Raw genomic sequence first — 22,685 nt, 5'->3', positions numbered from 1 at the left:
CAACCTTACAGCGCGTAGTGCCGTCGGCCGGATGGCCCCGTCCGCTCGGCAGAGCGGAGAGATTTGGGATAGTTTGGCCGCGTTTCCCGTCCATATGGACGACTTGACGGCGTATCACCGTGCTCGGCAGGGTCTGCCGCACTCCGCTCGGCCCTACAGGCTGTAGGGTGGCAGGGGTCCGCACGCCGAGGGGGCAGAGGGGTGACGATGGCCGGCAGCGCGCACGCCGCACCCGCCGGACTGCGGCGCGAACGCCCCCACCGCGCGCCCGGCGGCGCCCGGCGCACGCGGGGCACGGCCGCGCTCGCGGCCGTGGCGGCGGCCTTCACCCTGGCCCAACTGCTCCTGGTCCGGCCCGGCATGGGCCTCGGCTGGGACGAGGTGGTGTACGTCAGCCAGGTCAGCGCGCACGCCCCCGCGGCCTTCTTCAGCGCACCCCGCGCCCGGGGCGTCTCCCTGCTCGTCGCGCCCGTGGCCTCCTGGTCGTCCTCCACCGCACTGCTGCGGATCTACCTCGCGGTCCTGTCCGGCCTCGCCCTCTTCCTGGCCCTGCGCGCCTGGCACGGCCTGTTCCGGGACCGCGTCCTCGCTCTCGCCGGCGCCCTGTTCGCCTCCCTGTGGGTGACCCTGTTCTACGGCCCGCAGGCCATGCCCAACTACTGGGTCGCCGTGGGCGCCCTGAGCGCCGTCGGCTGCTTCCTGCGCGCAGCCGCCGGCCGGGGACGTTCGGCCTACCGGGGCTTGGCGGCCAGTGCCGCGCTCATGGCCTGGATGCGGCCCATGGACGCGGTCTGGGCGGTGCTGCCCCTGCTTGTCCTCGGCCTCGCGCACCGCCGCCGCCGGCCACTGGCGGTGCTGCTCGCCGGGCTCACGGCCGGCGCCGCCGAGTGGGTGGTCGAGGCGTACCTCCGCTACGGCGGCCTGGTGCACCGCCTGGCCGAGGGCGCGGCGATCCAGGGCGGCCTCGGCGGGCACCTCGCCGTCGTCGACCAGCTGCGCAGTCTCGGCGGCCGCACCCTGTGCCGGCCCTGCACCGGCGACCTGCCCCACCCGGTGGTCACCGTCTGGTGGTTCGTCCTGCCCCTGCTCGCCGCGCTCGGTCTCACCGTCGCCGTACGCGCCCGACGCACGGCGGCCACGCTGCTGCCGCTCGCCTGCGCGGCGACCGCCGCGTTCCCCTACCTGTTCCTGATCGACTACGCGGCCCCGCGCTTCCTGCTGCCCGCCTACGCCCTGCTCGTGCTCCCGGCCGCCGACGCGCTGGTGTACCTGGTCGGCGCCCCGCCCCCGCGCCGGCGCCCGGCCGTCGCGACGCTGGTCTGCCTCGGGCTCGCCGCCCACCTCACGGTGCAACTGGCCGTCCTGGTCCACACGGTGGACGCCACCACCGCGCAACACCGCGGCTGGTCCCGTACGGCCGCCGCCCTGCACCGGCTCGGCGTCCGCCCGCCCTGTCTGCTCACCGGGGACGAGGCCATCCCGATCGCCTTCTACACCGGCTGCGCCTCGGCCGCGACGAGCGGGCACAACGCCAACAGCACCGAGCACGGCATCGCCGGCACCGCCCGGCGGATCCCGGTCGCCGTACTGGTGACCGCCGGCTCCCGGCCGCCCGGTTACGCCCACGACTGGCCGGCCCGGTCCTACGACGGCGGGCGGCTGTACTACTCCGTGCCGGGGAGCGGCCGATGACGTCACCGGCGGACCTCACCGCCTCCCTCGGCCGGCGCCGCGCCTGCTGGCACGCCGGCGTTCTCCTCGCCGTCCTGCTCGGCGGGCTGTACCTGGCCCGCCGGCACTGGCCCGCGGTCGAGAGCGGAGCCTGGCGGCTGGCCGGCGCCGACCAGGGCTGGCTGCTGGCCGGCGCGGCAGCGGCCGTCGGCACCTGGGCGGCCTCCGCGGTCGCCCAACAGGGCGCGGTCGTACGAAGGCTGCCCGGACCCCGGCTGGTCGCCGCCCAGTTCGCCGCCTCCGCCGCGGGCCACCTGCTGCCCGCGGGGCTCGGCGCGGGCGCGGTGAACCTCAGGTTCCTGATGCGCTGCGGACTGCCCGCGGGCCGCTCGGCCAGCGCCGTCGCCGTCAAGGCCGCCGCCGGCGCCACCGTCCGCCTGGCGCTGATCGCGGTGCTCACCCCGGCCTGCCCGGGACTGCTGCGCCTGCCGCGCCCGACACCGGCGACCCTCGCCGCCGCCCTGGGCGGTCTCGTCCTGCTCGCGGCCCTGTCGGCGACCCCCTGGTGGGGACGCTTCCGGCGGGCCCTGTCGGCCGTGCTGAGCGACATCCGCGCCGTGCACCTCAGCCCCGGGCGGGCCGCGGCCCTGTGGGGCGGCTCCCTCGCCTTCGCCGCACTGCACAGTCTGGTGCTCATCGCCGTCACCCGGGCGGTCTGTCTGCCGCTGCCCCCGCTCCAGGTGGCCCTGCTGTACCTCGCCGCGAGCAGCGCCGCCGCCCTGCTGCCGACCCCGGGTGGCCTCGGCTCCCTGGACGCGGCACTCGCCCTCGCGCTCACCGCCTCCGGCGCCCCCGCGGCGGCCGCCGCATCCGCCGTGCTCGGCTACCGGCTGCTGACCGTGTGGCTGCCGCTGCTTCCCGGGCTGCTCGTGCTCGGGATGCTGGTGCGCCGCAAAGCCCTGTGAGGGACGGGGAGTTTCCCGCGCGCCCGGCCCAGGTAGGAGTCGGATGTCAGGTGCCGCGACACGAGGGGGAGAGCCATGCCGGGGAACGACACAGCGGGGCTGCCGAGCGAGGCGTTCTTCACGCCGGGGACGTCGTCCTTCACGGAGTTCCTGGCCGCGCACCGACCCGGTCTGCTGCCCACCGCGCGTTCGCTGCCCGACGGCGTACGGATGGCCCCCGACCGGTTCCCGCACGGCACCACCGTGCTGGCCCTCACCTACCGCGACGGTGTGCTCATAGCCGGCGACCGCCGGGCCACCATGGGCAACCTCATCGCCCAGCGCGACCTGGAGAAGGTGCATCCCGCCGACGACTTCACCGCCGTCGCCTTCGCCGGCACCGTCGGCCTGGCCGTCGACATGGTGCGGCTCTACCAAGTCGAACTCACGCACTTCGAGAAGATCGAGGGCACCCCGATGACCCTGGCCGGCAAGGCGACGCGCCTCGCGGCCATGATCCGGCAGAACCTCGCCCAGGCCATGCAGGGCCTCGCCGTCGTCCCGCTGCTCGCCGGGTACGACCTCACGGCACCCGAGGGCGGCCGCGGCCGCGTCTTCGGCTTCGACGCGGCCGGCGGTCTCTACGAGAAACAGGACTTCTACGCCGAGGGCTCCGGCTCCCCGTACGCCCGGGGCGCCCTGAAGAAGCTGTACCGCACGGGCCTCACCCGCCGCGAGGCCGCCCTGACCGCGCTCCAGGCGCTGTACGACGCGGCGGACGACGACTCGGCCACCGGCGGCCCCGATCTGAACCGCCGTATCTTCCCGGTCCTCTGCGTCATCACCGAGGACGGCTTCGAGCGGCTGCCGGAGCCGGAGACCGAGGAACTCAGCCGGGAGATGCTCGAACAGCGCACCGGCCGCCCGGACGGACCGTACGCCACGCCCTGATCCCCTCCCACGCGGCGCGCTCCCCGGCCGGCGGCCACCTCACCGACAACATGGGCGTGGCCGCCGGCCGAGGTGACCGCCTGACAGCAGTCGCCTCACCCGGTGGGCAGGGTGACCACGAACCGCGCACCGGGCCCGTGCCCGGGATCGTGGGCCACCTCGCCGCCCGCGGAGCGGGCCAGGCGCCGCGCGAGCGGCAGCCCGAGGCCCGCACCGCCGTGTCCGTCGTCGGGCTCGGCCCGCCGGCCGGGCTGGAAGAGCTGGTCCATGAAGGCCTCGGGCACGCCCGGGCCGTCGTCGGTGACGTCGACCCGTATGCCGTCGGCCGCACGGCGGGCGGTGAGCGTGACCGTCGTACGGGCGTAGCGGACGGCGTTGGCCAGCAGCGGGCTGACGATCCGTTCCAGGAGCGCCGGCTGGACCCCGGCCGTGAGCGGCGCGGGACCGGTCGCGACGACGACCCGCACTACGTCCGGGGCGTCCAGGGCAGTGGACAGGTGGTGCAGCACCGCCGGTATGTCGGCGGTGCCCGGCGCCGTCGGGACGCCCTCGCGGGCCTCGTCCAGCAGGGTGTCGCAGATGGTGCGCATCGACTGCGCGGCCTCGGCCACGACCTCGTGACAGGCCCGGGTCTCGGCGTCGGAGCGCGGGCGGGAGTGCCACCAGTCCAGTTCGGCGACGATCCGGCTGAGCGGGGTGCGCAGTTCGTGCGACAGTTCGCCGGTGAGCTGCCGCTCGTGCCGCAGCACCGCCCGGATCCGGTCCAGCAGGGCGTCCAACGAGACGCCGAGCGCGGCCAGTTCGGCGGGCCGGCCGCGGTCGGCGAAGCGCTCCTCGGAACCCACGGCACTCCACTGCGTCGCCTGGTCCGTCATCGTGCGCACCGGCCGCAGCGCCCGGCCCACCGCCAGCCGGGTCAGCGCATAGGTGCAGGCCAGCATCACCGCGTCCAGCGCGAACGAGCCCAGCAACAGCGTCCGGGCCGAGCTTTGGTAGGGGCCGAGGTCCAGCGCCGTGACCACGGTGGCCCGCGTCGTCGCCCCGGGCACCGGCTGGGCACACAGCCGGACCGCGTCGGGGCCGTGCACCGTGACACAGCCGCGCCGGCCGCGGGCGGCCAGGGCATCGGCGGCGCGGGTGAGCGCACCGGCCCCGGACGGAGGCCGCTCCAGCAGCCTGCCACCGGTGTAGATCCACGCGTTGGTGTCCAGGAGCCGGTCGCCGGAGGTCTCCAGCACCCGCACCCGGCCGTTCCGGGTGTCGATGGTCGTGGCTACGGCCGCCGCGCGGGTGCGCAGCTCGTCGTCGGCCTCCCGCTGCAGACTGTGGCGGGCCACGCCGTTGAACGCCACGGTGAGGATCACCATCAGCAGCGCGGCCGTGGTCAGGGCGACCAGCGAGAGCCGGCCGCGCAGGGTGCGCGGCATGAGACGGGCGAGGAGCGACGGGGTCCGGATGCGGGACGTGCCCGTGCGATCGGGCAGCCGTCGTCCGCGGCCCAGCGGTGATCGGGTGCGGTCGGCGAAGGTCATGCGAGGCGGTGGCCGATCCCGCGTGCGGTGGCGATGGTCAGCTCGCTGCCGGCGCTGCGCAGCTTGCGCCGCAGCCGGGTCAGGTACTGGTCCAGGGTGTTGTCGCTGACCTGGGCCCCCTCAGGCCAGCCGGCGCGCAGCAGATCGCGGCGCCGCACCAGCTCCCCGCCGGCCGCGCTGAGCGACGCGAGCAGCCGGAACTCCGTCGGGGTGAGATCGACGCGGCTTCCCCGCACGGTGGCGCTGTGCCGGACGGCGTCCAGCACCAGCTCGCCGGCGGCGGCGAACGGGGCGGGCGGCGCGGCCCGGCGCAGGGCCGCGCGCAGCCGCGCGGCGAGCTCGGCGAGGTGGAACGGCTTGGGCAGATAGTCGTCACCGCCGGCCGAGAAGCCCGACAGCCGGTCCGTGAGCCCCTGTCGCGCGGTCAGGAAGACGACCGGGGCGAGGAAGCCGCTCGCGCGCATCGCCTGGCAGACGTCACGGCCGTCGGCGTCGGGCAGGCCGACGTCCAGCACGACGGCGGACACCTCCGGTGTCGCCAGCCGCAGCGCGGTGGCACCGTCACCGGCGCAGACCGTGTCGAACTCCTCGTCGTGCAGTCCACGGCGCAGCACGTCACGCAGCGCGTGATCGTCCTCGACGATGAGGATCCTGGGGCGCATGTCTCTCCACCGGCCCGTCGGCCGTGTCACTCGGCTGGGATGTGCCCGCCTCGGGGGCACGGGGGACGGAACGCGCGGGCAGCCACCGGGCCCCCGCGCAGACGCACACACCGAGCCAGCCGGCCGCGAACAGCCAGCCGCCGGCCACGTCGGTGAACCAGTGCACGCCCAGGAACACACGGGTCAGCCCGACCCCCGCCCCCCAGCACGCGACCAGCACACACAGCGCGGTCCGGCCGCGCGGGGCGCGCAGGCACAGGGCGATGACCAGCAGGCCGGCCGTCAGCGCGGCCGTGGTGGTGTGACCGGACGGGAACGACCAGCCGGAGGCGTGGGTCTGCCAGTCGTACCCCGGCGGGCGGGCCCTGCCGACCCCCTCCATCACGCCGTACCGGACCGCCTGGCCCGCGCCGAGGCACACGAGGCCGAGCGGCACCGCGACCAGCCGCTGCCGCAGGGTGCGCCCCGCGATCAGCCCGGCCAGGACCGCCAGGACGTACGGCACCACGCCGGTGCCCGTGGCGGTCAGCCCGCGGGCCACCGCCACCGCCACCGGCGGGCGGTGCCCCACGGACCAGGACAGCAGACCCCGGTCCACGGAGAGCGGGTCGCCCTGGGCGCTCACCACCACCGCGGTCAGCGCCGCGAACGCGATCCAGGCGCCCAGGGCCACGGAACCGGCCGACTCCGCGAGGTCCCTGGGCCTCATGCGGTTCCCGACCTCAGCAGCGGGCGCAGCCAGGTCGCCGACAGCCGGGCCGCGAGTCCCGTCGGCCACCGCCGCAGGGCGAGCATCGAGAGGTAGCCGGCCAGCCCGCCGAGCGCCGCCCCCGCGACGACGTCGTGCGGGTAGTGCACCCCGACCCACACCCGGGACGCCGCCATGGCGAGCGCGCACACCGACGCCACCGCGCCCAGGCGCCGGGAGACGAAGAACAGGGCGACCGCCGCGGCGAAGGCGACCGCGGTGTGATTGCTCGGGAACGACCAGTCGCCCCGCGCCGGACACGCCTCCAGCGTGCGGAAGCCGAGGTGTCGGCACGGCCGGTCCTCGGCCACCAGCGGTTTCACGGCGCTGTTCACCCCGAACGCCACCACCACCGCCAGCGGCACCATGAGCGCCGTCATGGCCGCGGCCGCCCCGTCCCGGCGGGCCCGCCACCAGCCCACGAGCATGAGCAGCGCGAACACCGCCAGACCGTAGGCCGACCAGACGGCGATCGTGTCGTCCAGCCAGCCGGGGGTGCGGTGGGCGAGGTCGACCACGTCGGTGTAGAGCGGCCCGTCCGCCGGCGGGCCCGCGAGGGCGTACGTCATCCGCCGGCCTCCTCTTTGGCCGCCCTGCGGGAGCGCAGCACCTCGGCGGCGAGGGGGGCGAGGGAGAGGAGCACGATCAGCGCGATCAGCGGCAGCAGGTACTTGTCGACGTTCGGGATCGAGGAGCCCAGCGCGTAGCCGCCGAGGGTGAGACCGAGGCTCCACACCAGGCCGCCCGCCACCTGCCAGAGGGTGAAGGTCCGCGCCGGCACGCCGAGCGCGCCCGCCATCGGGTTGAGCACCGTGCGCACCACCGGGACGAAGCGGGCGAGCACGATCGCCTTCGCGTGGCCGTAGCGCTCCAGCAGTTCCTCGGCGCGGTGCGCGCCCTCGCGCAGCTTCGCCGACCGGGTGCGGGCCAGCAGCGCGCCGCCCGCCTTCCGGCCGATCAGGAACCCGCACTGAGAGCCGGCGAGGGCGCCGACGGCCGCCGCCACGAGCAGCGGACCGAGCGACAGGTGCACCCCGCGGTCGGACGTGCCCGTGCACAGCAGACCCGCCGTGAACAGCAGGGAGTCGCCGGGCAGGAAGAACCCGATCAGCAGGCCGGTCTCGGCGAAGAGCACGACGCCGACGCCGAGCACGCCGAAGGCGGCGAGCAGCGAGTGGGCGTCGAGCACGTTGACCGCGAGCTGCGACGCCAGGTGTGGGGGAGTGGCCATCGCCGTACGCCCTTTCCTTCGACTTGCGTGGAGAACGACTTGCGTGGAGAACGACTTGCCTCGGGAAGATCCGACTACACATTTGTAGACGGTCTACCGACCTGTAGACGAACGGAGAGTGGCGAACGTTCCCGGACTTTGCCCGCCCATTGCCACTTCATGACCGATCGACTACACGGCCATGGTCATGATGGTCCGCGAAGGTAAGGCATGCCTTCACTAACTAAGTGGGAGGGCAGCAGGGCATGTGGGACGACGCGTTTCCGAGTTTCCTGATCGGACTCAGGGAAGGGCTCGAAGCCGGACTGATCGTCTCCATCCTGGTCGCCACCCTGGTGCGGGCCGGGGCGCGCGCCCGGCTGCCCCAGGTGTGGACGGGTGTGCTGGCCGCCGTCGCCGTGGCGATGAGCTTCGGCGCGGTGCTCACCTTCACCGCCGCGTCCATGCCGCAGACCGCCCAGGAGGCGTTCGGCGGCACCCTCAGCGTGATCGCCGTCGCGTTCGTCACCGCCATGGTGTTCTGGATGCGCCGCTCGGCCCGCAGCCTCTCCGGTGAGCTGAAGGAGAAGGTGACCGGCGCCCTCGCCATGGGCTCCGGCGTGCTGATCCTCACCTCCTTCCTCGCGGTCGGCCGTGAGGGCCTGGAGACGGCCCTGTTCCTGTGGACCACCGCGCAGGCGGCCGGCGAGTCGGCCGGACCGCTGACCGGCGCCGGCATCGGCCTCGTCCTCGCGACGGGCCTGTGCTGGGGCCTGTACCGGCGCGTCCTGAAGATCAACCTGACGAGGTTCTTCACCGCCACCGGCGCCGTACTGATCGTCATCGCCGCCGGCGTCCTCGGCTACGGCCTGCGCGACCTGCAGGAGGGCGGCGTGCTGCCCGGCAAGTCCGCCTACGCGGTCGACCTGGCGAGCAGCGTCGACGCCGGCTCCTGGTACAGCACCCTCGTGCAGGGCGTCCTCAACCTCACCCCGACCATGACCTGGCTGCAGGTGGTGGCCTACGTCGCCTACCTGGCCGTCGTGATGACCCTGTTCGTGCGCGGCGTGCGGGCCACCGCCCCCAAGCCCGCCGGTGAACGCCCCGCGGCACAGCCGAAGACCACCCGGACCGAGCGCCGCCGCCCGGTCTGGGTGGTTCCGGCCGCCGTGGTCGCCGTGCCCGCCGTGCTCGCCGGACTCGTCGTCGCCCTCTCCCGGCCCAAGCCCGCCGGCGACCAGACCGTCGCCGTCTCCGAGACCGAGTGCGGCAAGGGCTTCACCGCGCCCCGGCCGGGCCGGCAGACCTTCCAGATGCGCAACACCGGCGGCAAGACCTCCGAGGTGTACCTCATCGACCCCTCCACCAGCGCGGTCTACGGCGAGATCGAGGGCCTCGCCCCCGGCACCACCCGCGACCTGGTCGCCACCGTCGCCGGCGGCACCTACGCCTGGCGCTGCGTTCCCACCGGCGGCAAGGCCGTGACCTCCACGTCGGTGACCGTGAGCGGCGGCGGCGCGGCCAAGCCGGTCGTCCCCGTCTCCGAACAGGACCTCGCCGCACCCCTGAAGGCGTACAAGGCGTACGTCGAGCAGGGCCTCGCCACGCTCGTCACGCAGACCCGCACCCTCGACGACGACATCGAGCACGGCCACCTGGACAGGGCCCGCACCGACTGGCTCACCGCCCACCGCACCTACGCCTCCCTCGGCGCCGCCTACGGCACCTTCGAGAACTTCGACCAGAAGATCGACGGCCGCGCCGACGGACTGCCGGACGGTGAACGGGACAAGGACTTCTCCGGCTTCCTGCGGATCGAGTACGGCCTGTGGCACGGCCAGTCCGCCGCCGACCTGCGGGCCCCCGCCCGGCAGCTCGTCACCGACACCGACGGTCTGCGGAAGGCCTTCCCGAGCCAGGACTTCGACCCCGGTGACCTGCCGCTGCGCGCGCACGAGATCCTGGAGAACACCCTCCAGTTCGAGCTGACCGGCGACACCGACGAGGGCAGCGGCACCAATCTCGCCACCGCCGACGCCAACCTCGCCGGCACCCGTGAACTGCTCACCGTTCTCAAGCCGCTGCTCACCAGCCGCGCGCCGAAGCTGCTCCCGACGGTCGACGCGGACATCGCCCGCGTGCAGAACCTCCTGGACGCCGCCCACCACGGCGGCGACTGGACCCCCGTCGACCGGCTCGGAGAGTCCGGCAAGCAGCGCCTCGACGGCGCCACCGGGCAGCTGCTGGAAGACCTCGCCCCGATCCCGGACCTCCTCGAGATCCGGAAGTCCGCGTGATGACCGAAGCCTGCCCGATGACGTCCGCGCACCCGCACCCCGAAGGGACCCCTGCGATGTCCACTGCCGAACCGTCGGCCTGCCCCGCCGGCCCCGCCCGCCGCTCCTTCGTACGGACGGCCCTGGGCGCCGGTGCCGCCGGAGCGGTCCTGGCCGGCGGCGGCTTCGCCCTCGGCGAGAGCGGCGGCACGGCCCAGGCGCAGACCACCGACGCGGACGGCAACGCGCAGGTCCCCTTCCACGGCGCCCACCAGGCCGGCATCGTCACCCCGGCCCCGGCCGCCGCCACCTTCGTCTCCCTCGATGTCATCGCCGACGACCGCAAGGGCCTGGCCGACCTGCTGAGGACCATCACCGAGCGGGCCCGCTTCCTCACCTCCGGCGGCACCCCCACCGACCTGGGCGTCGGCGCGCCGCCCTCGGACAACGGCATCCTCGGTCCCGAGGTCCCCTCCGACGGCCTCACCGTCACCGTCGGCGTCGGCGCCTCCCTCTTCGACGACCGCTACGGTCTCGCCAGGGCCCGGCCCGCCCGGCTCACCCCGATGCGGACCTTCCCCAACGACAACCTGAACGCCGCCGAGTGCCACGGCGACCTGTCCCTGCAGATCTGCGCCCAGAGCACGGACACCGTGCTGCACGCGCTGCGCGACATAGCCCGGCACACCCGCGGCGCCATGCAGATCAAGTGGCGCATCGACGGCTTCCAGAACGCCCCGCGCCCCACCGGCGCCCAGCGCAACCTGCTGGGGTTCAAGGACGGCATCGCCAACCCGGACGTCACCTCCGCCCGTGAGACGGACAAGCTGATCTGGGTCGGCGACGGCCAGGGCGAGCCCGCCTGGACCAGGGGCGGCAGTTACCAGGTCATCCGGATCATCCGGATGCTGGTCGAGTTCTGGGACCGGGTCTCGCTCACCGAGCAGGAGAAGATGTTCGGCCGCCGCAAGGACACCGGCGCCCCGCTCGACGGCGCCAAGGAGACCGACATCCCCCAGTACGCCAAGGACCCGCACGGCACCGCGATCCCGCTCGACGCCCACATCCGCCTCGCCAACCCGCGCAAGCCCGAGACCGACAGCTCCCGCATCCTGCGCCGCGGCTACAACTACGACCGCGGTGTGGACAACGTCGGCAACCTCGACATGGGCCTGGTCTTCTGCTGCTACAACCAGGACGTCAAGCGCCAGTTCGAGGCCGTGCAGACCCGGCTGATCGACGAGCCCCTGGTGGACTACATCTCCCCGACGGGCGGCGGCTACTTCTTCGCCCTGCCCGGCGTCCGGGACACTCGGGACTGGCTGGGCCGGGGCATGCTCTCCGCCTGACGGCAGCCGGCGAACCCCGGCATCCACGGCGGGCCTTTCCCTCCGCATGGGAAAGGCCTGCCGTTGCCTTTGCCGCGCACTTACTGCACGCGATGTGCAAGTACGGCATGATGGCACGAGGCTGCGCTGTGCAGTCGTACCCGCACCACCGAAGGACGGCACTCCTGATGACGGCACGCTCGGCCTGGCGCCGCGTCCTGGGCTCGATGACCCGGCAGGAGTGGATCAGGGTCGGTGGGATGGCCGGCTTCGTCCTCGCGCTGCACGTCATCGGCTGGGGCACCCTGGTCGGCATCATCGCGCCGCAGCACTTCAGCGTCGGCAAGCAGTCCTTCGGTGTCGGCATCGGCGTGACCGCCTACACGCTGGGCATGCGGCACGCCTTCGACGCCGACCACATCGCGGCGATCGACAACACCACCCGCAAGCTGATGGGCGAGGGACAGCGGCCGCTGTCGGTCGGCTTCTGGTTCTCGCTCGGCCACTCCAGCATCGTCTTCGGCCTCGCCCTGCTGCTCTCGCTGGGCATGAAGACCGTGGCCGCACCGGTCCGCGACGGCAACTCGCACCTGCACGAGGTGACCGGCCTGATCGGTACGACGGTCTCCGGCACCTTCCTCTACCTCATCGCCGGCATCAACCTCGTCGTCCTGGCCGGCATCTGGAAGGTCTTCCGCCAGATGCGCTCCGGCGCCTACGACGAGGCCGCGCTGGAGATCCGGCTGAACAACCGCGGCTTCATGAACCGCCTGCTCGGCCGGGTCACCGGCTCGATCAGCAAGCCGTGGCAGATGTACCCGCTGGGCCTGCTGTTCGGCCTCGGCTTCGACACCGCGACGGAGATCGCCCTGCTCGTCCTCGCCGGCTCCGGCGCCGCCTCCGGCCTGCCCTGGTACGCCATCCTGTGCCTGCCGGTCCTGTTCGCCGCCGGCATGTCGCTGCTGGACACCATCGACGGCTCGTTCATGAACTTCGCCTACGAGTGGGCGTTCTCCAAGCCGGTCCGCAAGGTCTACTACAACCTCACCATCACCGGCCTGTCCGTGGCCGTCGCCCTCATCATCGGCACGGTCGAACTCCTCGGCCTTCTCGCCGACCGGCTGGACCTCCACGGTGCCTTCTGGGACTGGATCTCCGGCCTCGACCTCAACACCGTCGGATTCGTCATCGTCGGCCTGTTCGTCGCCACCTGGGCGGTCGCCCTGCTGGTGTGGAAGTCGGGTCGTATCGAGGAGAAGTGGACGGCCGGCCTGGCCGAACAGTCCGCCGAGTGATCCGGTCGCGCGCCGACGGGATTGACGACCCCGCTGCGGGAAACGCGGACGAGGACCGCCCGCGAGCCGTGCAGGAGGCGACCATGAGCGACCAGCAGTCCGAGCAGACCCCGATGGCGGACGACGCCTACCAGCCCACCGGTACCAACGAGGAACAGGAGGACGCCGGTCCCCTGGACCTCCAGGACGCGGTCGACGAGCGTACCTACGACGACGTCCTCGACGAGGGCTACTCGCCGCCCGAACGCCCCCTGGGCGTCACCAGGAAGGGCACCACCGCCGCCGAGCAGCACGCGGGGGAGACCCTGGAGGAACGGCTCGCCCAGGAGGTCCCGGACGCCCAGCCGGCAGCCGGCGACGAGATCGGCGACCTGCCGGGCGGCGAGGGCGAGCCGCTCGACCCCGAGGCGGGCGCATCCCGCGCGGGCCGGCTGGTCGCACCGGACGAGGGCGCCCACCCCGACACGGTCAAGGAGGAGGTCGCCCGGGACGTGGGCATCGACGGCGGAGCGGCCGGCGCGGAAGAGGCCGCGGTGCACGTGGTGGAGGAGGAAACCTGAACCACCGGGACGACGCACCACAAACAGACCAACGACGCCGACACTTTGCGGACATGCCCTAGTCCAACCGGTCCACCTGGCGGAGCCGATTCGTCGCATCCAGCGCGGCGACCTTGTACGACTCCGCCAGCGTCGGATAGTTGAACACCGCGTTGACCAGATAGTCCACGGTCCCCCCGCACCCCATCACGGCCTGCCCGATGTGAATCAACTCCGTCGCACCCGAACCGAAACAGTGCACCCCGAGCAGCGTCCGGTCCTGCGGCGAGACCAGCAGCTTCAGCACGCCGTGCGAGTCCCCGATGATCTGCCCCCGAGCCAGCTCCCGGTACCGGGCCACGCCCACCTCGAACGGCACCCGGTCCTCCGTGAGCTGGTCCTCGGTACGGCCGACGAAGCTGATCTCCGGGATCGTGTAGATCCCGATCGGCTGCAGCCGGTGCATCCGCCCGGCCGGCTCCCCGCACGCGTGGTAGGCAGCCGCGCGGCCCTGCTCCATCGAGGTCGCGGCGAGCGCCGGGAACCCGATGACGTCACCGACGGCGTAGATGTGCGGCACCTCGGTGCGGTAGTTCTCGTCCACCGTGATCCGGCCCCGCGCGTCCGCCGCAAGCCCGGCCCTGTCCAGGTCGAGTCCGCCGGTCAGGCCCTGCCGGCCCGCCGAGTACATCACCGTGTCCGCGGGGATCTTCTTGCCGCTCTCCAGCACGGTCAGCGTGCCCCGCGGATGACGTTCGACGGCGGCGACGGTCTCGCCGAACCGGAAGGTGACCGCCAGGTCCCGCAGGTGGTACTTGAGCGACTCGACGATCTCCACGTCGCACAGGTCCAGCATCCCGGGGCGCTTCTCCACGACGGTCACCTTGCTGCCCAGCGCGGCGAACATCGAGGCGTACTCCATGCCGATGACTCCCGCCCCGACGATCACCATGGACCGCGGCACCCGCTCCAGCGAGAGCACGTTGTCGGAGTCCATGATCGTCCGCCCGTCGAACTCCACGCTGTCCGGGCGGGCCGGCCTCGTACCGGTGGCGATGACGATGTGCCGGGCGCTCAGCAGCCGTTCCCGTCCGGACAGCTCGGACAGGGCGACGGTGTGCGGGTCGGCGAAGCGGGCCGTACCGGAGTGGAGGGTGACGTGGTTACGGGCGAGCTGGCTGCGGACGACGTCCACCTCGCGGGCGACGACGTGCCGGGTGCGCGCGGTGAGATCGGCGACGGTGATGTCGTCCTTCAGCCGGTAGCTCTGCCCGTACAGATCGCGCTGGGTGAGACCCGTCAGGTACAACACCGCTTCGCGCAGGGTCTTGGAAGGGATGGTCCCGGTGTGCAGGGAGACCCCGCCGAGCATGTCGGGGCGGTCGACGACGGCGACCCGGCGCCCCAGCTTGGCCGCGGCGATGGCGGCCTTCTGACCGCCGGGTCCGGATCCGATGACGAGCATGTCGAAGTCGAAGTCGGGCACCCTCGGGAGTCTGACAGCCCCTCGGCGCGCTCCGGAAGGGATCGCCACCGACGAAATCCCCTGAGCCGTGCGGGAGTTGCCGTCGGCTATCGCTCTCCTCGCCGCACGGGTCCGCCGGGAGGACAATGACGCCATGGGTGAGCGACCCGCCGATCTGAGCGCTCCCGCCCGGCAGGCCGGCCCCGACGAGGGGATCGGCGCCGACGAACTCGCGCTCGCCACCCGCAACCACGGGCTGCCCCTGGAAGCCCTCCGCCACGACGTCACCCCGCCCGGACTGCACTACGTCCTCACGCACTACGACATCCCGTACGTGCCGCACGCCGGTGCCTGGCGGCTCACCGTCGACGGACACGTGCGTACCACGCTCGATCTGTCCCTCGCCGACCTGCTGGCGTTCCCGCAGGTCACCGCCCGGGTGACCCTGGAGTGCGCGGGCAACGGCCGGGCCCTGCTCAGCCCCCGGCCGGTCAGCCAGCCGTGGCTGGTGGAGGCCGTGGGCACCGCGGACTGGACCGGCGTGCCGCTCAGGCTGCTGCTCGCCGAGGCGGGGGCCGACCCGGCGGCCGTGGACGTCGTCTTCACCGGCGCCGACCACGGGGTCGAGCGTGGCGTCGAACAGGACTACCAGCGCGCCCTGCCCCTCGCCGTGGCCCTCGGCGACGACCCCGAAGTGCTGGTCGCCACCGCCATGAACGGCGCGCTACTGCCACCGCAGCACGGCCGGCCGCTGCGGCTGATCGTGCCCGGCTGGTACGGCATGGCCCAGGTGAAGTGGCTGCGTTCGGTCACCGTCAGCGACGAACCGTTCACGGGCTTCCAGCAGTCGGTCGCCTACCGGATCCGGCGCACCGCCGGCGAGGCGGGCGAGCCGGTCACCCGGATCGCACCCCGTGCGTTGCTCGTGCCGCCGGGGTTCCCCGACTTCATGTCCAGGACGCGGGTGGTGCGGCCGGGGCCGCTGAGGCTGGACGGGCGAGCCTGGTCAGGACAGGCACCGGTGACCTCGGTGGAGGTCAGCACCGATCACGGCGGCAACTGGGTCCGGGCCTGGCTCCGCCCTGCGCCGGACGGACACCCGTGGGCGTGGCGGGCGTGGCACTGCGACTGGGACGCGTCGCCCGGCGAGTACGCCGTGGGCGCGCGTGCGACCGACCTCGGCGGTCACACCCAGCCCCTCGATCAGCGCTGGAACCGAGGTGGCTTCGCCAACAACGCGGTGTGCTGGGTGCGGGTCGTCTGTGCGGACGCTTCTTCGCCGTAGAGCCGGAGGGGTGCGGGTGTGCGGACACGCGCAGTCCCCGCGCCCCTTCGGGCCGGCTCTCGTGCCCCCGTTTGACGTGAGCCCCTGATTCCCCGGACCGCCCTACGGCAGCAGCCTCTCGATGGCTGTCGGGCCCTCCTTCTCCATCTTGCGGCGTGCCCAGTCGAGATTCTTCGGTGTGACGTCCCTGCCCGCCGCCATCACCAGGTCCTCCGGGGTGATGTCCCTGGAGGGAGCGGAGTGGAGCAGGGCGTCCGGGGTGCAGTGGTCGTCGGACGACCGGGACTCGTCAGGTGTGGATGTCGACATGATGCCTCCTCCTCGGTCCGGATGACCGCATCCGTGCCGGTGCCGCCGAACGGGGCACACTCTCACCATTCCCCGCAGCGCCTTCCCACGCCACCGGAGAGCACTCGCTCCTAAGCTGGAAAACATCGCGCACCACTCACCGGGAGGCCGCCGATGGCCGAGACCCCGTTTCCGGAGGACGTCCGCCCCAGCCCCCGCTATCTGCCGATCGCCGAGCACGGACTCATCGGCGACCTGCGCAGTGTCGCCCTGGTCGGCACGGACGGCACGATCGACTGGTACTGCTGTCCGTCCTTCGACGCGCCCAGCGTCTTCGCGGCCATCCTCGACGCCGAGCGCGGCGGCTGCTTCGAACTGGCCGCCGCCGTACCCGCGCGGACCAAACAGTTCTACTTCCCCGACACCAACGTACTGATCACCCGGTTCTTCACCGAGGACGGCGTGGGCGAGGTCCAGGACTTCATGCCGGTGACCTCGGACAACGTGGTCGGCACGGGCGAGGCGGGGCGGCACCGGCTGATCCGGCGCGTGGTCTGCGTCCGCGGCACCGTGCCGTTCCGGGTGCTGGTCGCCCCGCGTTTCGGTTACGGCGCCGTACCGCACACCCTGCGCACCGCCGACGGCACGGTCGTCTTCGAGGCCGCCGACATGTCCCTGTCGCTCACCTCCACCGTCGTCCTGGAGTGCGACGCCCGGGACGCGCGCGCCGACTTCAAGCTCGCCGAGGGCGAGACGGCGGTGTTCGCCCTCGACCAGCTCGGTGCCCGGGTGGCCCCCCGCGGCTGCGCCCATGCCGAGGCCGAGCACCAGTTCAACGCCACGGTCGCCTACTGGCGCCGCTGGCTGCACCAGTCCCGCTACCGGGGCCGCTGGCGCGAGATGGTGCACCGCTCCGCCCTCACGCTGAAGCTGCTCACCTACGCCCCCACCGGTGCCATCGTCGCCGCTCCCACCACCAGCCTGCCCGAGCAGCTCGGCGGCGAGCGCAACTGGGACTACCGGTACGTGTGGGTCCGCGACGCCGCCTTCGCCGTGTACGCGCTGCTGCGGCTCGGCTTCACCGGCGAGGCCGAGGCCTTCATGCGGTTCCTGACCACGCACATCACGCCCTGCGACGGCTCCGCCTCGGCCCCGCTGCAGATCATGTACGGCATCGACGGCCGCACCGATCTGCCCGAGTTCGTACTGCCGCACCTGGAGGGTCATCTGGGCTCCGCGCCGGTCCGGGTCGGCAACGCCGCCGCCGGACAGCTCCAGCTGGACATCTACGGCGCCCTGATCGACTCGATCTACCTGTACGACAAGTGGGCCCAGCCCATCTCCAGCGGCCAGTGGGACGACGTGTGCCACCTCGTCGACTGGGTGTGCGACCACTGGGACCAGCCCGACGAGGGCGTGTGGGAGACCCGCGGCGGCCGCAGGAACTTCCTGTACTCGCGGCTGATGTGCTGGGTCGCGATCGAGCGGGCCATCCGCCTCGCCAACCGGCGCGGACTGCCCGCCGAGCTGCCCCGCTGGCGGCAGGCCCGCGACACCATCTACCGGCGGATCATGGACCGCGGCTGGTCCGAGCGGCGCGGCGCCTTCGTGCAGTACGAGGGCGGCGACGTCCTGGACGCCTCCCTGCTGATGATGCCGCTCGCCAAGTTCGTCGCCCCCACCGACCCGAAGTGGCTGTCCACCCTGGACGCCCTCACCGAGGACCTGGTCTCCGACTCCCTCGTCTACCGCTACGACCCGCAGGCCAGCCCCGACGGACTGCGGGGTGACGAGGGCACCTTCTCCATCTGCTCCTTCTGGTACGTCGAGGCGATGGTGCGGGCCGGCCGGCTCGACGAGGCCCGGCTGGCCTTCGAGAAGATGCTGACCTACGCCAACCACCTCGGCCTGTTCGCGGAGGAGATCGGCCGCACCGGCGAGCAGCAGGGCAACTTCCCGCAGGCGTTCACCCATCTGTCCCTGATCAGTGCGGCGTTCAACCTCGACCGCGCCCTCGGCTGACCAACGGGGTGGTGTGTCCGCAGGTCGCACGGGTACCCGGGAGTCTCCGGAAGGAGAACGCCCCAGGGTCCACAGAAGGAGGAGACCCGGATGACCAGCACCAGCGAGACCGGCCACGTCACCGGTACCCGCGACAAGAACTACGACCTGATCTGGTACGTCGAGGCGTGCCTGGACAACGCTCTGCGCCTGGAGACCTACATCCAGGACGCCGAACGCGAGCACGACACCGAGCTCGTGGACCTGTTCCACAAGGCCCAGTCCGACAGCCGCAAGGGCGCGGAGATGGGGAAGCAGCTGCTGCGCTCGCGGCTCAGCGCCTGACCCCCTCTCCTCCGCTCAGGCGAACCGGGAACTCGGGACGGGCCCGGCGGACCGCACACGCGCCCGGTCACCGCGCAGCCAGGTGCCCTTGACGGCCCCGGCGAACGCGGCGAACCGAGCGTCGTGGTCCGCCGGGCCCTCGCCGTCCCCGGGGTCGGCGGCCGGGTCGGCCGCGGTCACCTCGGCGGCGATCTCCGCCTCCGGACGGTCGTCCGCCGGACCCTGCTCGACGCCGCCGTCCGCGCCCTGGCGCAGGTGGCCACCCCAGGGCGGCACCACCGACTGGTGCAGCAGCCCGACGCTGTCCGCGGTGACAGCGGGCGGATCGGTCCAGCAGCTCGCGTGCGCGTGCAGCACCTGCCCGGGCACCCGCTCGAAGAGCTGCCCGATCACCTGCGGGCCGCCCTCGTGCGCCGCGAGACGGTCGAGGTCGTACGCCACGACCACCGTGTCCGTCCGCCCGGCCGTGAACGGCTCGGCCGGCAGGTCCAGCAGCTCGGCCGCGGCGAGACCGAGGATCCGCGAGTCCCGGTCGGGCAGCAGCGACACCGAGCGGGGCCGCAGCTCGGCCGCCTCCAGGAGGACGCGCAGCCGCAGCAGCCCCCGCAGACAGCCGTCGGGGGTGTCCTGCAGCCAGGCGTAGCGTCCGTGCATGCCCGCCTCGAAACCGTACGGCGACAGGGTGCCGAGGACCGTGCCGGCGATCACGTACTGCCAGCCGCGCAGATCCGTCAGGTCCAGCGAGGACACCGCCTCGGCCGCGGCCGCGCGCTCCAGCACCCGGTTCTGCCGCTCCCGCGCCGGCCGCCACTGCGCGTCCTGCGGGTCGGACAGCAGCGCGTGCTGGCGCCGGGCCAGGGTCAGGTCGCCCGCCAGGACGGCGTTGAACACCAGCAGATAGCGGTCCGGCCAGTCCTCGAACGTCCCTTCGTGTCGGGCGAGTTCAGCGACCGCCTCGCGGTGGCGGCCCTCGCGCTCATAGGCCGACACCAGCTCCCGCAGGGCCACCGGCGAGCCGTCGCTGCGGCGCAGCGCCTCGCGGAGCGCGGGGACCGCCAGGTGGGCCACGCCCCGTTCGATGCACCAGTACCCGAAGTCGTAGAGGACCTTGGGGCGTTCGGGCTCGGCGACGAGAGCGGCGGCGGCCTTCGCGAGGTCGTCGAAGCCCGCCGACTGCGCGGCCCGCCCCACCACCAGCGCCACCTCGGCGAGCGGCTGGTCCTCGCCGGCCGCCCGCAACTGCCGTAGCGCACCGGGCACATCGCCACGGTCCAGGGCCTCCCAGGCCGTGCGGAGGCCGGCGGACTTCGGGCGGTGATTCCTGCGCGAGAACATGCCGGAGATCATCACCCGCCGACTGATGTGTCCTCAACAGGTTTACCCCTGCTCAGGGCAGCGGCTGCTCCGCCCAGATGATCTTGCCGTTCGGGGTGTAGCGGGTACCCCAGCGCTCGGCGAGCTGAGCGACCAGGAACAGGCCCCGGCCGCCCTCGTCGGTGCTCGCCGCGTACCGCAGATGCGGCGAGGTCGTGCTGCGGTCGGAGACCTCGCAGATCAGCGTGCGGTCACGCAGCAGCCGTACGCCGATCGGGCCGCGCCCGTAGCGGATCGCGTTGGTGACCAGCTCGCTCAGGATCAGTTCCGTCGTGAAGTCCAGTTCGACCAGGCCCCAGTCGGCGAGCCGCTGTGTCACCGCGGACCGGACCTCCGACACCGCCGCCGGGTCCGACGGCACCTGCCACTCGGCGACCCGGTCGGCGCCCAGCACCCGGGTGCGGGCGACGATCAGCGCCACGTCGTCGCTCGGCCGGGCCGGCAGCCGCCCCAGCACGGCGCGGCAGGTCTCCTCCGGCGAGGCGCCCGGCGTGCCGCGCAGGGCGTCGCTCAGCAGCTCGAGCCCTTCGTCGATGTCCCGCTCGCGGTCCTCGACCAGCCCGTCCGTGTACAGCACCAGCCTGCTGCCCTCCGCCAGCTCCAGCTCGGCCGTCTCGAACGGCAGCCCGCCCAGCCCCAGCGGCGGCCCCGCGGGCACCTCCGGGAACTCCACCCGGCCGTCGGGATGCGCCAGCGCGGGCGGCGGATGGCCGGCCCGGGCGAGGGTGCAGCGCCGTGCGACCGGGTCGTACACCGCGTACAGACAGGTCGCGCCCGTGATCGCCGCGGCGCCGTCCGAGGCGGTCTCGTCCTGGTCGATCCGGCCGACCAACTCGTCCAGCAGCGAAAGGAGTTCGTCGGGCGGAAGGTCCAGCGCGGAGAAGTTGTGCACCGCCGTACGCAGCCGGCCCATGGTGGCCGCCGCATGCAGCCCGTGCCCCACCACGTCCCCCACCACCAGCGCCACCCGGGCACCGGACAGCGGCAGCACGTCGAACCAGTCGCCGCCCACCCCGGCCTGCGCCGGCAGATAGCGGTAGGCGATCTCCAGCGCGCCCTGCTCGGGCAGACTGCGCGGCAGCAGACTGCGCTGCAGGGTGACCGCCATGCTGTGCTCGCGCGTGTACCGGCGGGCGTTGTCGATGGAGACGGCCGCCCGGGCGACCAGCTCCTCGGCCAGGGCCAGCTCCTCGGCGTCGAACGGCTGCGGCTTCTCCGAACGCCAGAAGTTCGCCACGCCCAGCACCAGGTTGCCCGCCCGGAGCGGCACGGTGATCAGCGAGTGGATGCCGTATGCCAGGACCTGGTCGGTGCGCTCCGGGCTCTGCGCGCGCCAGCCGGGCGCCTCCCGCAGCCGGGTCACCAGCACCGACTGCCCCGTCGTCAGACTGCGCGCCTGCGGCGAGGTGGCCACCCACCGGATCCGCTCGCCGACCGGGTACAGCGGTGCGTCCTTGCGGACACCGGCGCAGGCGGCGCGGCGCAGCGCCGTGCCCGGCCTCGGCTCCTCACCCTGCAGCACCGCGTCGAACAGGTCGACGGTCGCGAAGTCCGCGAACCGGGGCACCGCCAGCCCGGCCAGCTCCTCGGCGGTACGGCCCACGTCCAGGCTGGTGCCGATGCCCACCCCGGCGTCGTACAGCATGTTCAGCCGCTCCCGCGCCACCTCCGCACGGCCGGACAGGGCGCGCAGTTCGGTGGAGTCACGCAGCGTGGTGACACTGCCGGCCGGGCCGCCGCGCAGATCGGTGGGGCGCTGGTTGATCGCCAGCAACCGGTCCTTGACCAGGTGCACCTCGTCCGTGGCCACCCGGCCCGAGGCCAGCAGCGCCGCCATCTCGCCGTCGAGCCCCAGCTCCAGCACGCTGTTCAGCTCGGCGTCCTGCGGCAGGTCCAGCAGCCGGTGCGCCTCGTCGTTCGCGAGCAGCAGCCGGCCGTCACCGCCGACGATCAGCACACCTTCCCGGACCGCGTGCAGCACCGCGTCGTGGTGCTCGTACATCCGCGTCATCTCGTACGGTCCGAGTCCGTGCGTCTGGCGCAGCAGTCGTCTGCTGACCAGCGCCGTGCCCCCGGTCGCCAGCGCGAGCGCCACCGCTGCCGCCGCGAGCAGCAGCGGAAGCTGCTGGGCGGCGGCCCCGCCCACGTGCGCGGTGGTGACCCCGGCCGACACCAGGCCCACCACCTTGCCGCCCGCGTCCTTCACCGGCACCACGACCTGCACCAGCGGGCCTATCGTGCCGTTGACGTGCTCGGTGACCGTGCCCCCGGCCAGCGCCGGCGCGATGGTGCCGACGAACTTCTTGCCGATCCGGTCCGGCTTGGGGTGCGTGTAGCGGATGCCGTCGGTGTTCATCACGACGACGAAGTCCACCCCGCTCGCCTTGCGCGCCGCCTCCGCGCGCGGCTGCAGCACGGCCGTGGGATCGGGTGAGCGCAGCGCGGCGACCGTGCCGGGCGCGTGCGCGAACGTCTGGGCAACGGCGAGCGACCGGTTCTGCGCCTCCTGAACGGTGTCGTGCCGCACCTGCAACACCTGCGCCACCACCGCCGAGACGATCAGCAGCAGCACGATCACCACCTGGAGCACGAACACCTGCCCGGCCACGCTGCGCCCGGTCACCGCCGACCGCAGCATCCCGGGCCGGCTGCCGTCCCCGCCCGGGCCCTCGGGCCGCGGACCCTGCGCTGCGCGCGGGCGCCCGAAAGGACGGGGCGGCCGGGTCGCAGGCCGGCCGGGCAGTCGCACCATGTGCCCATGTCTACACTGC

The 22,685-nt window shown here is 73.1% G+C and carries 19 protein-coding genes; 10 read left to right on the top strand and 9 right to left on the bottom strand.

Features of this window, described 5'->3' with window-relative positions:
- Window positions 1-207: 207 nt before the first annotated feature.
- From ACZ7HQ_RS13055 to prcB, 3 genes are all read left to right on the top strand, one after another.
- Complete coding sequence (locus ACZ7HQ_RS13055; protein ID WP_470987987.1) at window positions 208-1,692, top strand: hypothetical protein; 1,485 nt, start codon at window positions 208-210, stop codon at window positions 1,690-1,692.
- Window positions 1,689-2,636 (top strand): lysylphosphatidylglycerol synthase domain-containing protein, encoded by a 948-nt coding sequence (locus ACZ7HQ_RS13050; protein ID WP_470987984.1) that lies wholly within the window; start codon window positions 1,689-1,691, stop codon window positions 2,634-2,636. The genes ACZ7HQ_RS13055 and ACZ7HQ_RS13050 overlap by 4 nt, the downstream gene beginning before the upstream one ends.
- Before the next feature lie 75 nt (window positions 2,637-2,711).
- Window positions 2,712-3,566, top strand: coding sequence for a proteasome subunit beta (gene prcB / locus ACZ7HQ_RS13045; RefSeq protein WP_470987981.1), 855 nt, complete (start codon window positions 2,712-2,714; stop codon window positions 3,564-3,566).
- A 95-nt stretch (window positions 3,567-3,661) separates the two neighbouring features.
- Here prcB and ACZ7HQ_RS13040 read toward each other — a convergent pair whose 3' ends face one another.
- The 5 genes from ACZ7HQ_RS13040 to ACZ7HQ_RS13020 form a co-directional block, all read right to left on the bottom strand.
- Window positions 3,662-4,993: a sensor histidine kinase gene (locus ACZ7HQ_RS13040; protein WP_470988944.1), complete on the bottom strand. Its 1,332-nt coding sequence runs from the start codon at window positions 4,991-4,993 to the stop codon at window positions 3,662-3,664.
- A gap of 101 nt (window positions 4,994-5,094) precedes the next feature.
- A complete protein-coding gene (locus ACZ7HQ_RS13035) occupies window positions 5,095-5,760 on the bottom strand; it encodes a response regulator transcription factor (RefSeq protein ID WP_470987978.1) in 666 nt (221 codons plus the stop codon).
- Window positions 5,714-6,469: a phosphatase PAP2 family protein gene (locus tag ACZ7HQ_RS13030; RefSeq protein WP_470987975.1), complete on the bottom strand. Its 756-nt coding sequence runs from the start codon at window positions 6,467-6,469 to the stop codon at window positions 5,714-5,716. Before ACZ7HQ_RS13030 ends, ACZ7HQ_RS13035 begins: the two co-directional genes overlap by 47 nt.
- On the bottom strand, window positions 6,466-7,077 hold the full coding sequence (locus ACZ7HQ_RS13025; protein ID WP_470987972.1) for a phosphatase PAP2 family protein: 612 nt from the start codon (window positions 7,075-7,077) through the stop codon (window positions 6,466-6,468). Before ACZ7HQ_RS13025 ends, ACZ7HQ_RS13030 begins: the two co-directional genes overlap by 4 nt.
- On the bottom strand, window positions 7,074-7,739 hold the full coding sequence (locus ACZ7HQ_RS13020) for a DedA family protein (RefSeq protein ID WP_470987969.1): 666 nt from the start codon (window positions 7,737-7,739) through the stop codon (window positions 7,074-7,076). Before ACZ7HQ_RS13020 ends, ACZ7HQ_RS13025 begins: the two co-directional genes overlap by 4 nt.
- A 245-nt stretch (window positions 7,740-7,984) precedes the next feature.
- Between ACZ7HQ_RS13020 and efeU the strand changes: the two genes are divergently transcribed.
- From efeU to ACZ7HQ_RS13000, 4 genes are all read left to right on the top strand, one after another.
- Complete coding sequence (efeU, locus tag ACZ7HQ_RS13015; protein ID WP_470988941.1) at window positions 7,985-10,015, top strand: iron uptake transporter permease EfeU; 2,031 nt, start codon at window positions 7,985-7,987, stop codon at window positions 10,013-10,015.
- 56 nt (window positions 10,016-10,071) lie between these two features.
- Complete coding sequence (efeB, locus tag ACZ7HQ_RS13010) at window positions 10,072-11,343, top strand: iron uptake transporter deferrochelatase/peroxidase subunit (protein ID WP_470987966.1); 1,272 nt, start codon at window positions 10,072-10,074, stop codon at window positions 11,341-11,343.
- A 206-nt stretch (window positions 11,344-11,549) separates the two neighbouring features.
- The gene (gene nicT / locus ACZ7HQ_RS13005; protein WP_470988938.1) at window positions 11,550-12,617 is read left to right on the top strand and encodes a Nickel transporter NicT; all 1,068 of its coding nucleotides are present in this window, start codon (window positions 11,550-11,552) and stop codon (window positions 12,615-12,617) included.
- 83 nt (window positions 12,618-12,700) lie between these two features.
- Window positions 12,701-13,177, top strand: a complete 477-nt coding sequence (locus tag ACZ7HQ_RS13000) for a DUF5709 domain-containing protein (protein WP_470987963.1) — start codon at window positions 12,701-12,703, stop codon at window positions 13,175-13,177.
- Between the two features lie 58 nt (window positions 13,178-13,235).
- Here the strand turns inward: ACZ7HQ_RS13000 and sthA are convergent, their stop codons facing one another.
- The gene (gene sthA / locus ACZ7HQ_RS12995) at window positions 13,236-14,621 is read right to left on the bottom strand and encodes a Si-specific NAD(P)(+) transhydrogenase (RefSeq protein ID WP_470988934.1); all 1,386 of its coding nucleotides are present in this window, start codon (window positions 14,619-14,621) and stop codon (window positions 13,236-13,238) included.
- A gap of 154 nt (window positions 14,622-14,775) precedes the next feature.
- On the opposite strand from sthA, the gene ACZ7HQ_RS12990 reads away from it, so the two are divergent.
- Complete coding sequence (locus tag ACZ7HQ_RS12990; protein ID WP_470987961.1) at window positions 14,776-15,906, top strand: molybdopterin-dependent oxidoreductase; 1,131 nt, start codon at window positions 14,776-14,778, stop codon at window positions 15,904-15,906.
- A gap of 102 nt (window positions 15,907-16,008) precedes the next feature.
- On the opposite strand, the gene ACZ7HQ_RS12985 is transcribed toward ACZ7HQ_RS12990, so the two are convergent.
- Complete coding sequence (locus tag ACZ7HQ_RS12985) at window positions 16,009-16,215, bottom strand: hypothetical protein (protein ID WP_191874455.1); 207 nt, start codon at window positions 16,213-16,215, stop codon at window positions 16,009-16,011.
- Between the two features lie 153 nt (window positions 16,216-16,368).
- Between ACZ7HQ_RS12985 and ACZ7HQ_RS12980 the strand changes: the two genes are divergently transcribed.
- Both ACZ7HQ_RS12980 and ACZ7HQ_RS12975 read left to right on the top strand, forming a co-directional pair.
- Entirely contained in the window at window positions 16,369-18,216 is a 1,848-nt protein-coding gene (locus ACZ7HQ_RS12980) for a glycoside hydrolase family 15 protein (RefSeq protein ID WP_470987958.1), read from the top strand.
- 90 nt (window positions 18,217-18,306) lie between these two features.
- Window positions 18,307-18,540 (top strand): hypothetical protein, encoded by a 234-nt coding sequence (locus ACZ7HQ_RS12975; protein ID WP_470987956.1) that lies wholly within the window; start codon window positions 18,307-18,309, stop codon window positions 18,538-18,540.
- 15 nt (window positions 18,541-18,555) lie between these two features.
- Here ACZ7HQ_RS12975 and ACZ7HQ_RS12970 read toward each other — a convergent pair whose 3' ends face one another.
- Together ACZ7HQ_RS12970 and ACZ7HQ_RS12965 are read right to left on the bottom strand one after the other, a co-directional pair.
- Window positions 18,556-19,875 (bottom strand): tetratricopeptide repeat protein, encoded by a 1,320-nt coding sequence (locus ACZ7HQ_RS12970; protein ID WP_470987954.1) that lies wholly within the window; start codon window positions 19,873-19,875, stop codon window positions 18,556-18,558.
- Between the two features lie 52 nt (window positions 19,876-19,927).
- Window positions 19,928-22,666 carry a SpoIIE family protein phosphatase gene (locus ACZ7HQ_RS12965; RefSeq protein WP_470987951.1) on the bottom strand — a complete coding sequence of 913 codons (2,739 nt, stop codon included), beginning with the start codon at window positions 22,664-22,666 and terminating at the stop codon, window positions 19,928-19,930.
- Window positions 22,667-22,685 lie beyond the last annotated feature (19 nt).

Source organism: Streptomyces sp. NPDC037290 (assembly GCF_055603245.1).
This window is presented reverse-complemented; position numbering and strand designations above follow the sequence as displayed.

Excerpts from the sequence above, each read along its gene's own strand:
- sthA (WP_470988934.1), bottom strand. The coding sequence starts at position 14,621 with ATGCTCGTCATCGGATCCGGACCCGGCGGTCAGAAGGCCGCCATCGCC.
- efeB (WP_470987966.1), top strand. The coding sequence starts at position 10,072 with ATGTCCACTGCCGAACCGTCGGCCTGCCCCGCCGGCCCCGCCCGCCGC.
- nicT (WP_470988938.1), top strand. The coding sequence starts at position 11,550 with ATGACCCGGCAGGAGTGGATCAGGGTCGGTGGGATGGCCGGCTTCGTC.
- ACZ7HQ_RS12990 (WP_470987961.1), top strand. The coding sequence starts at position 14,776 with ATGGGTGAGCGACCCGCCGATCTGAGCGCTCCCGCCCGGCAGGCCGGC.
- ACZ7HQ_RS12980 (WP_470987958.1), top strand. The coding sequence starts at position 16,369 with ATGGCCGAGACCCCGTTTCCGGAGGACGTCCGCCCCAGCCCCCGCTAT.
- ACZ7HQ_RS12970 (WP_470987954.1), bottom strand. The coding sequence starts at position 19,875 with ATGTTCTCGCGCAGGAATCACCGCCCGAAGTCCGCCGGCCTCCGCACG.
- ACZ7HQ_RS13020 (WP_470987969.1), bottom strand. The coding sequence starts at position 7,739 with ATGGCCACTCCCCCACACCTGGCGTCGCAGCTCGCGGTCAACGTGCTC.
- ACZ7HQ_RS13050 (WP_470987984.1), top strand. The coding sequence starts at position 1,689 with ATGACGTCACCGGCGGACCTCACCGCCTCCCTCGGCCGGCGCCGCGCC.
- prcB (WP_470987981.1), top strand. The coding sequence starts at position 2,712 with ATGCCGGGGAACGACACAGCGGGGCTGCCGAGCGAGGCGTTCTTCACG.
- ACZ7HQ_RS13000 (WP_470987963.1), top strand. The coding sequence starts at position 12,701 with ATGAGCGACCAGCAGTCCGAGCAGACCCCGATGGCGGACGACGCCTAC.
- ACZ7HQ_RS13035 (WP_470987978.1), bottom strand. The coding sequence starts at position 5,760 with ATGCGCCCCAGGATCCTCATCGTCGAGGACGATCACGCGCTGCGTGAC.
- ACZ7HQ_RS12985 (WP_191874455.1), bottom strand. The coding sequence starts at position 16,215 with ATGTCGACATCCACACCTGACGAGTCCCGGTCGTCCGACGACCACTGC.
- ACZ7HQ_RS12975 (WP_470987956.1), top strand. The coding sequence starts at position 18,307 with ATGACCAGCACCAGCGAGACCGGCCACGTCACCGGTACCCGCGACAAG.
- efeU (WP_470988941.1), top strand. The coding sequence starts at position 7,985 with ATGTGGGACGACGCGTTTCCGAGTTTCCTGATCGGACTCAGGGAAGGG.
- ACZ7HQ_RS13040 (WP_470988944.1), bottom strand. The coding sequence starts at position 4,993 with ATGCCGCGCACCCTGCGCGGCCGGCTCTCGCTGGTCGCCCTGACCACG.
- ACZ7HQ_RS13030 (WP_470987975.1), bottom strand. The coding sequence starts at position 6,469 with ATGAGGCCCAGGGACCTCGCGGAGTCGGCCGGTTCCGTGGCCCTGGGC.
- ACZ7HQ_RS13025 (WP_470987972.1), bottom strand. The coding sequence starts at position 7,077 with ATGACGTACGCCCTCGCGGGCCCGCCGGCGGACGGGCCGCTCTACACC.
- ACZ7HQ_RS13055 (WP_470987987.1), top strand. The coding sequence starts at position 208 with ATGGCCGGCAGCGCGCACGCCGCACCCGCCGGACTGCGGCGCGAACGC.
- ACZ7HQ_RS12965 (WP_470987951.1), bottom strand. The coding sequence starts at position 22,666 with ATGGTGCGACTGCCCGGCCGGCCTGCGACCCGGCCGCCCCGTCCTTTC.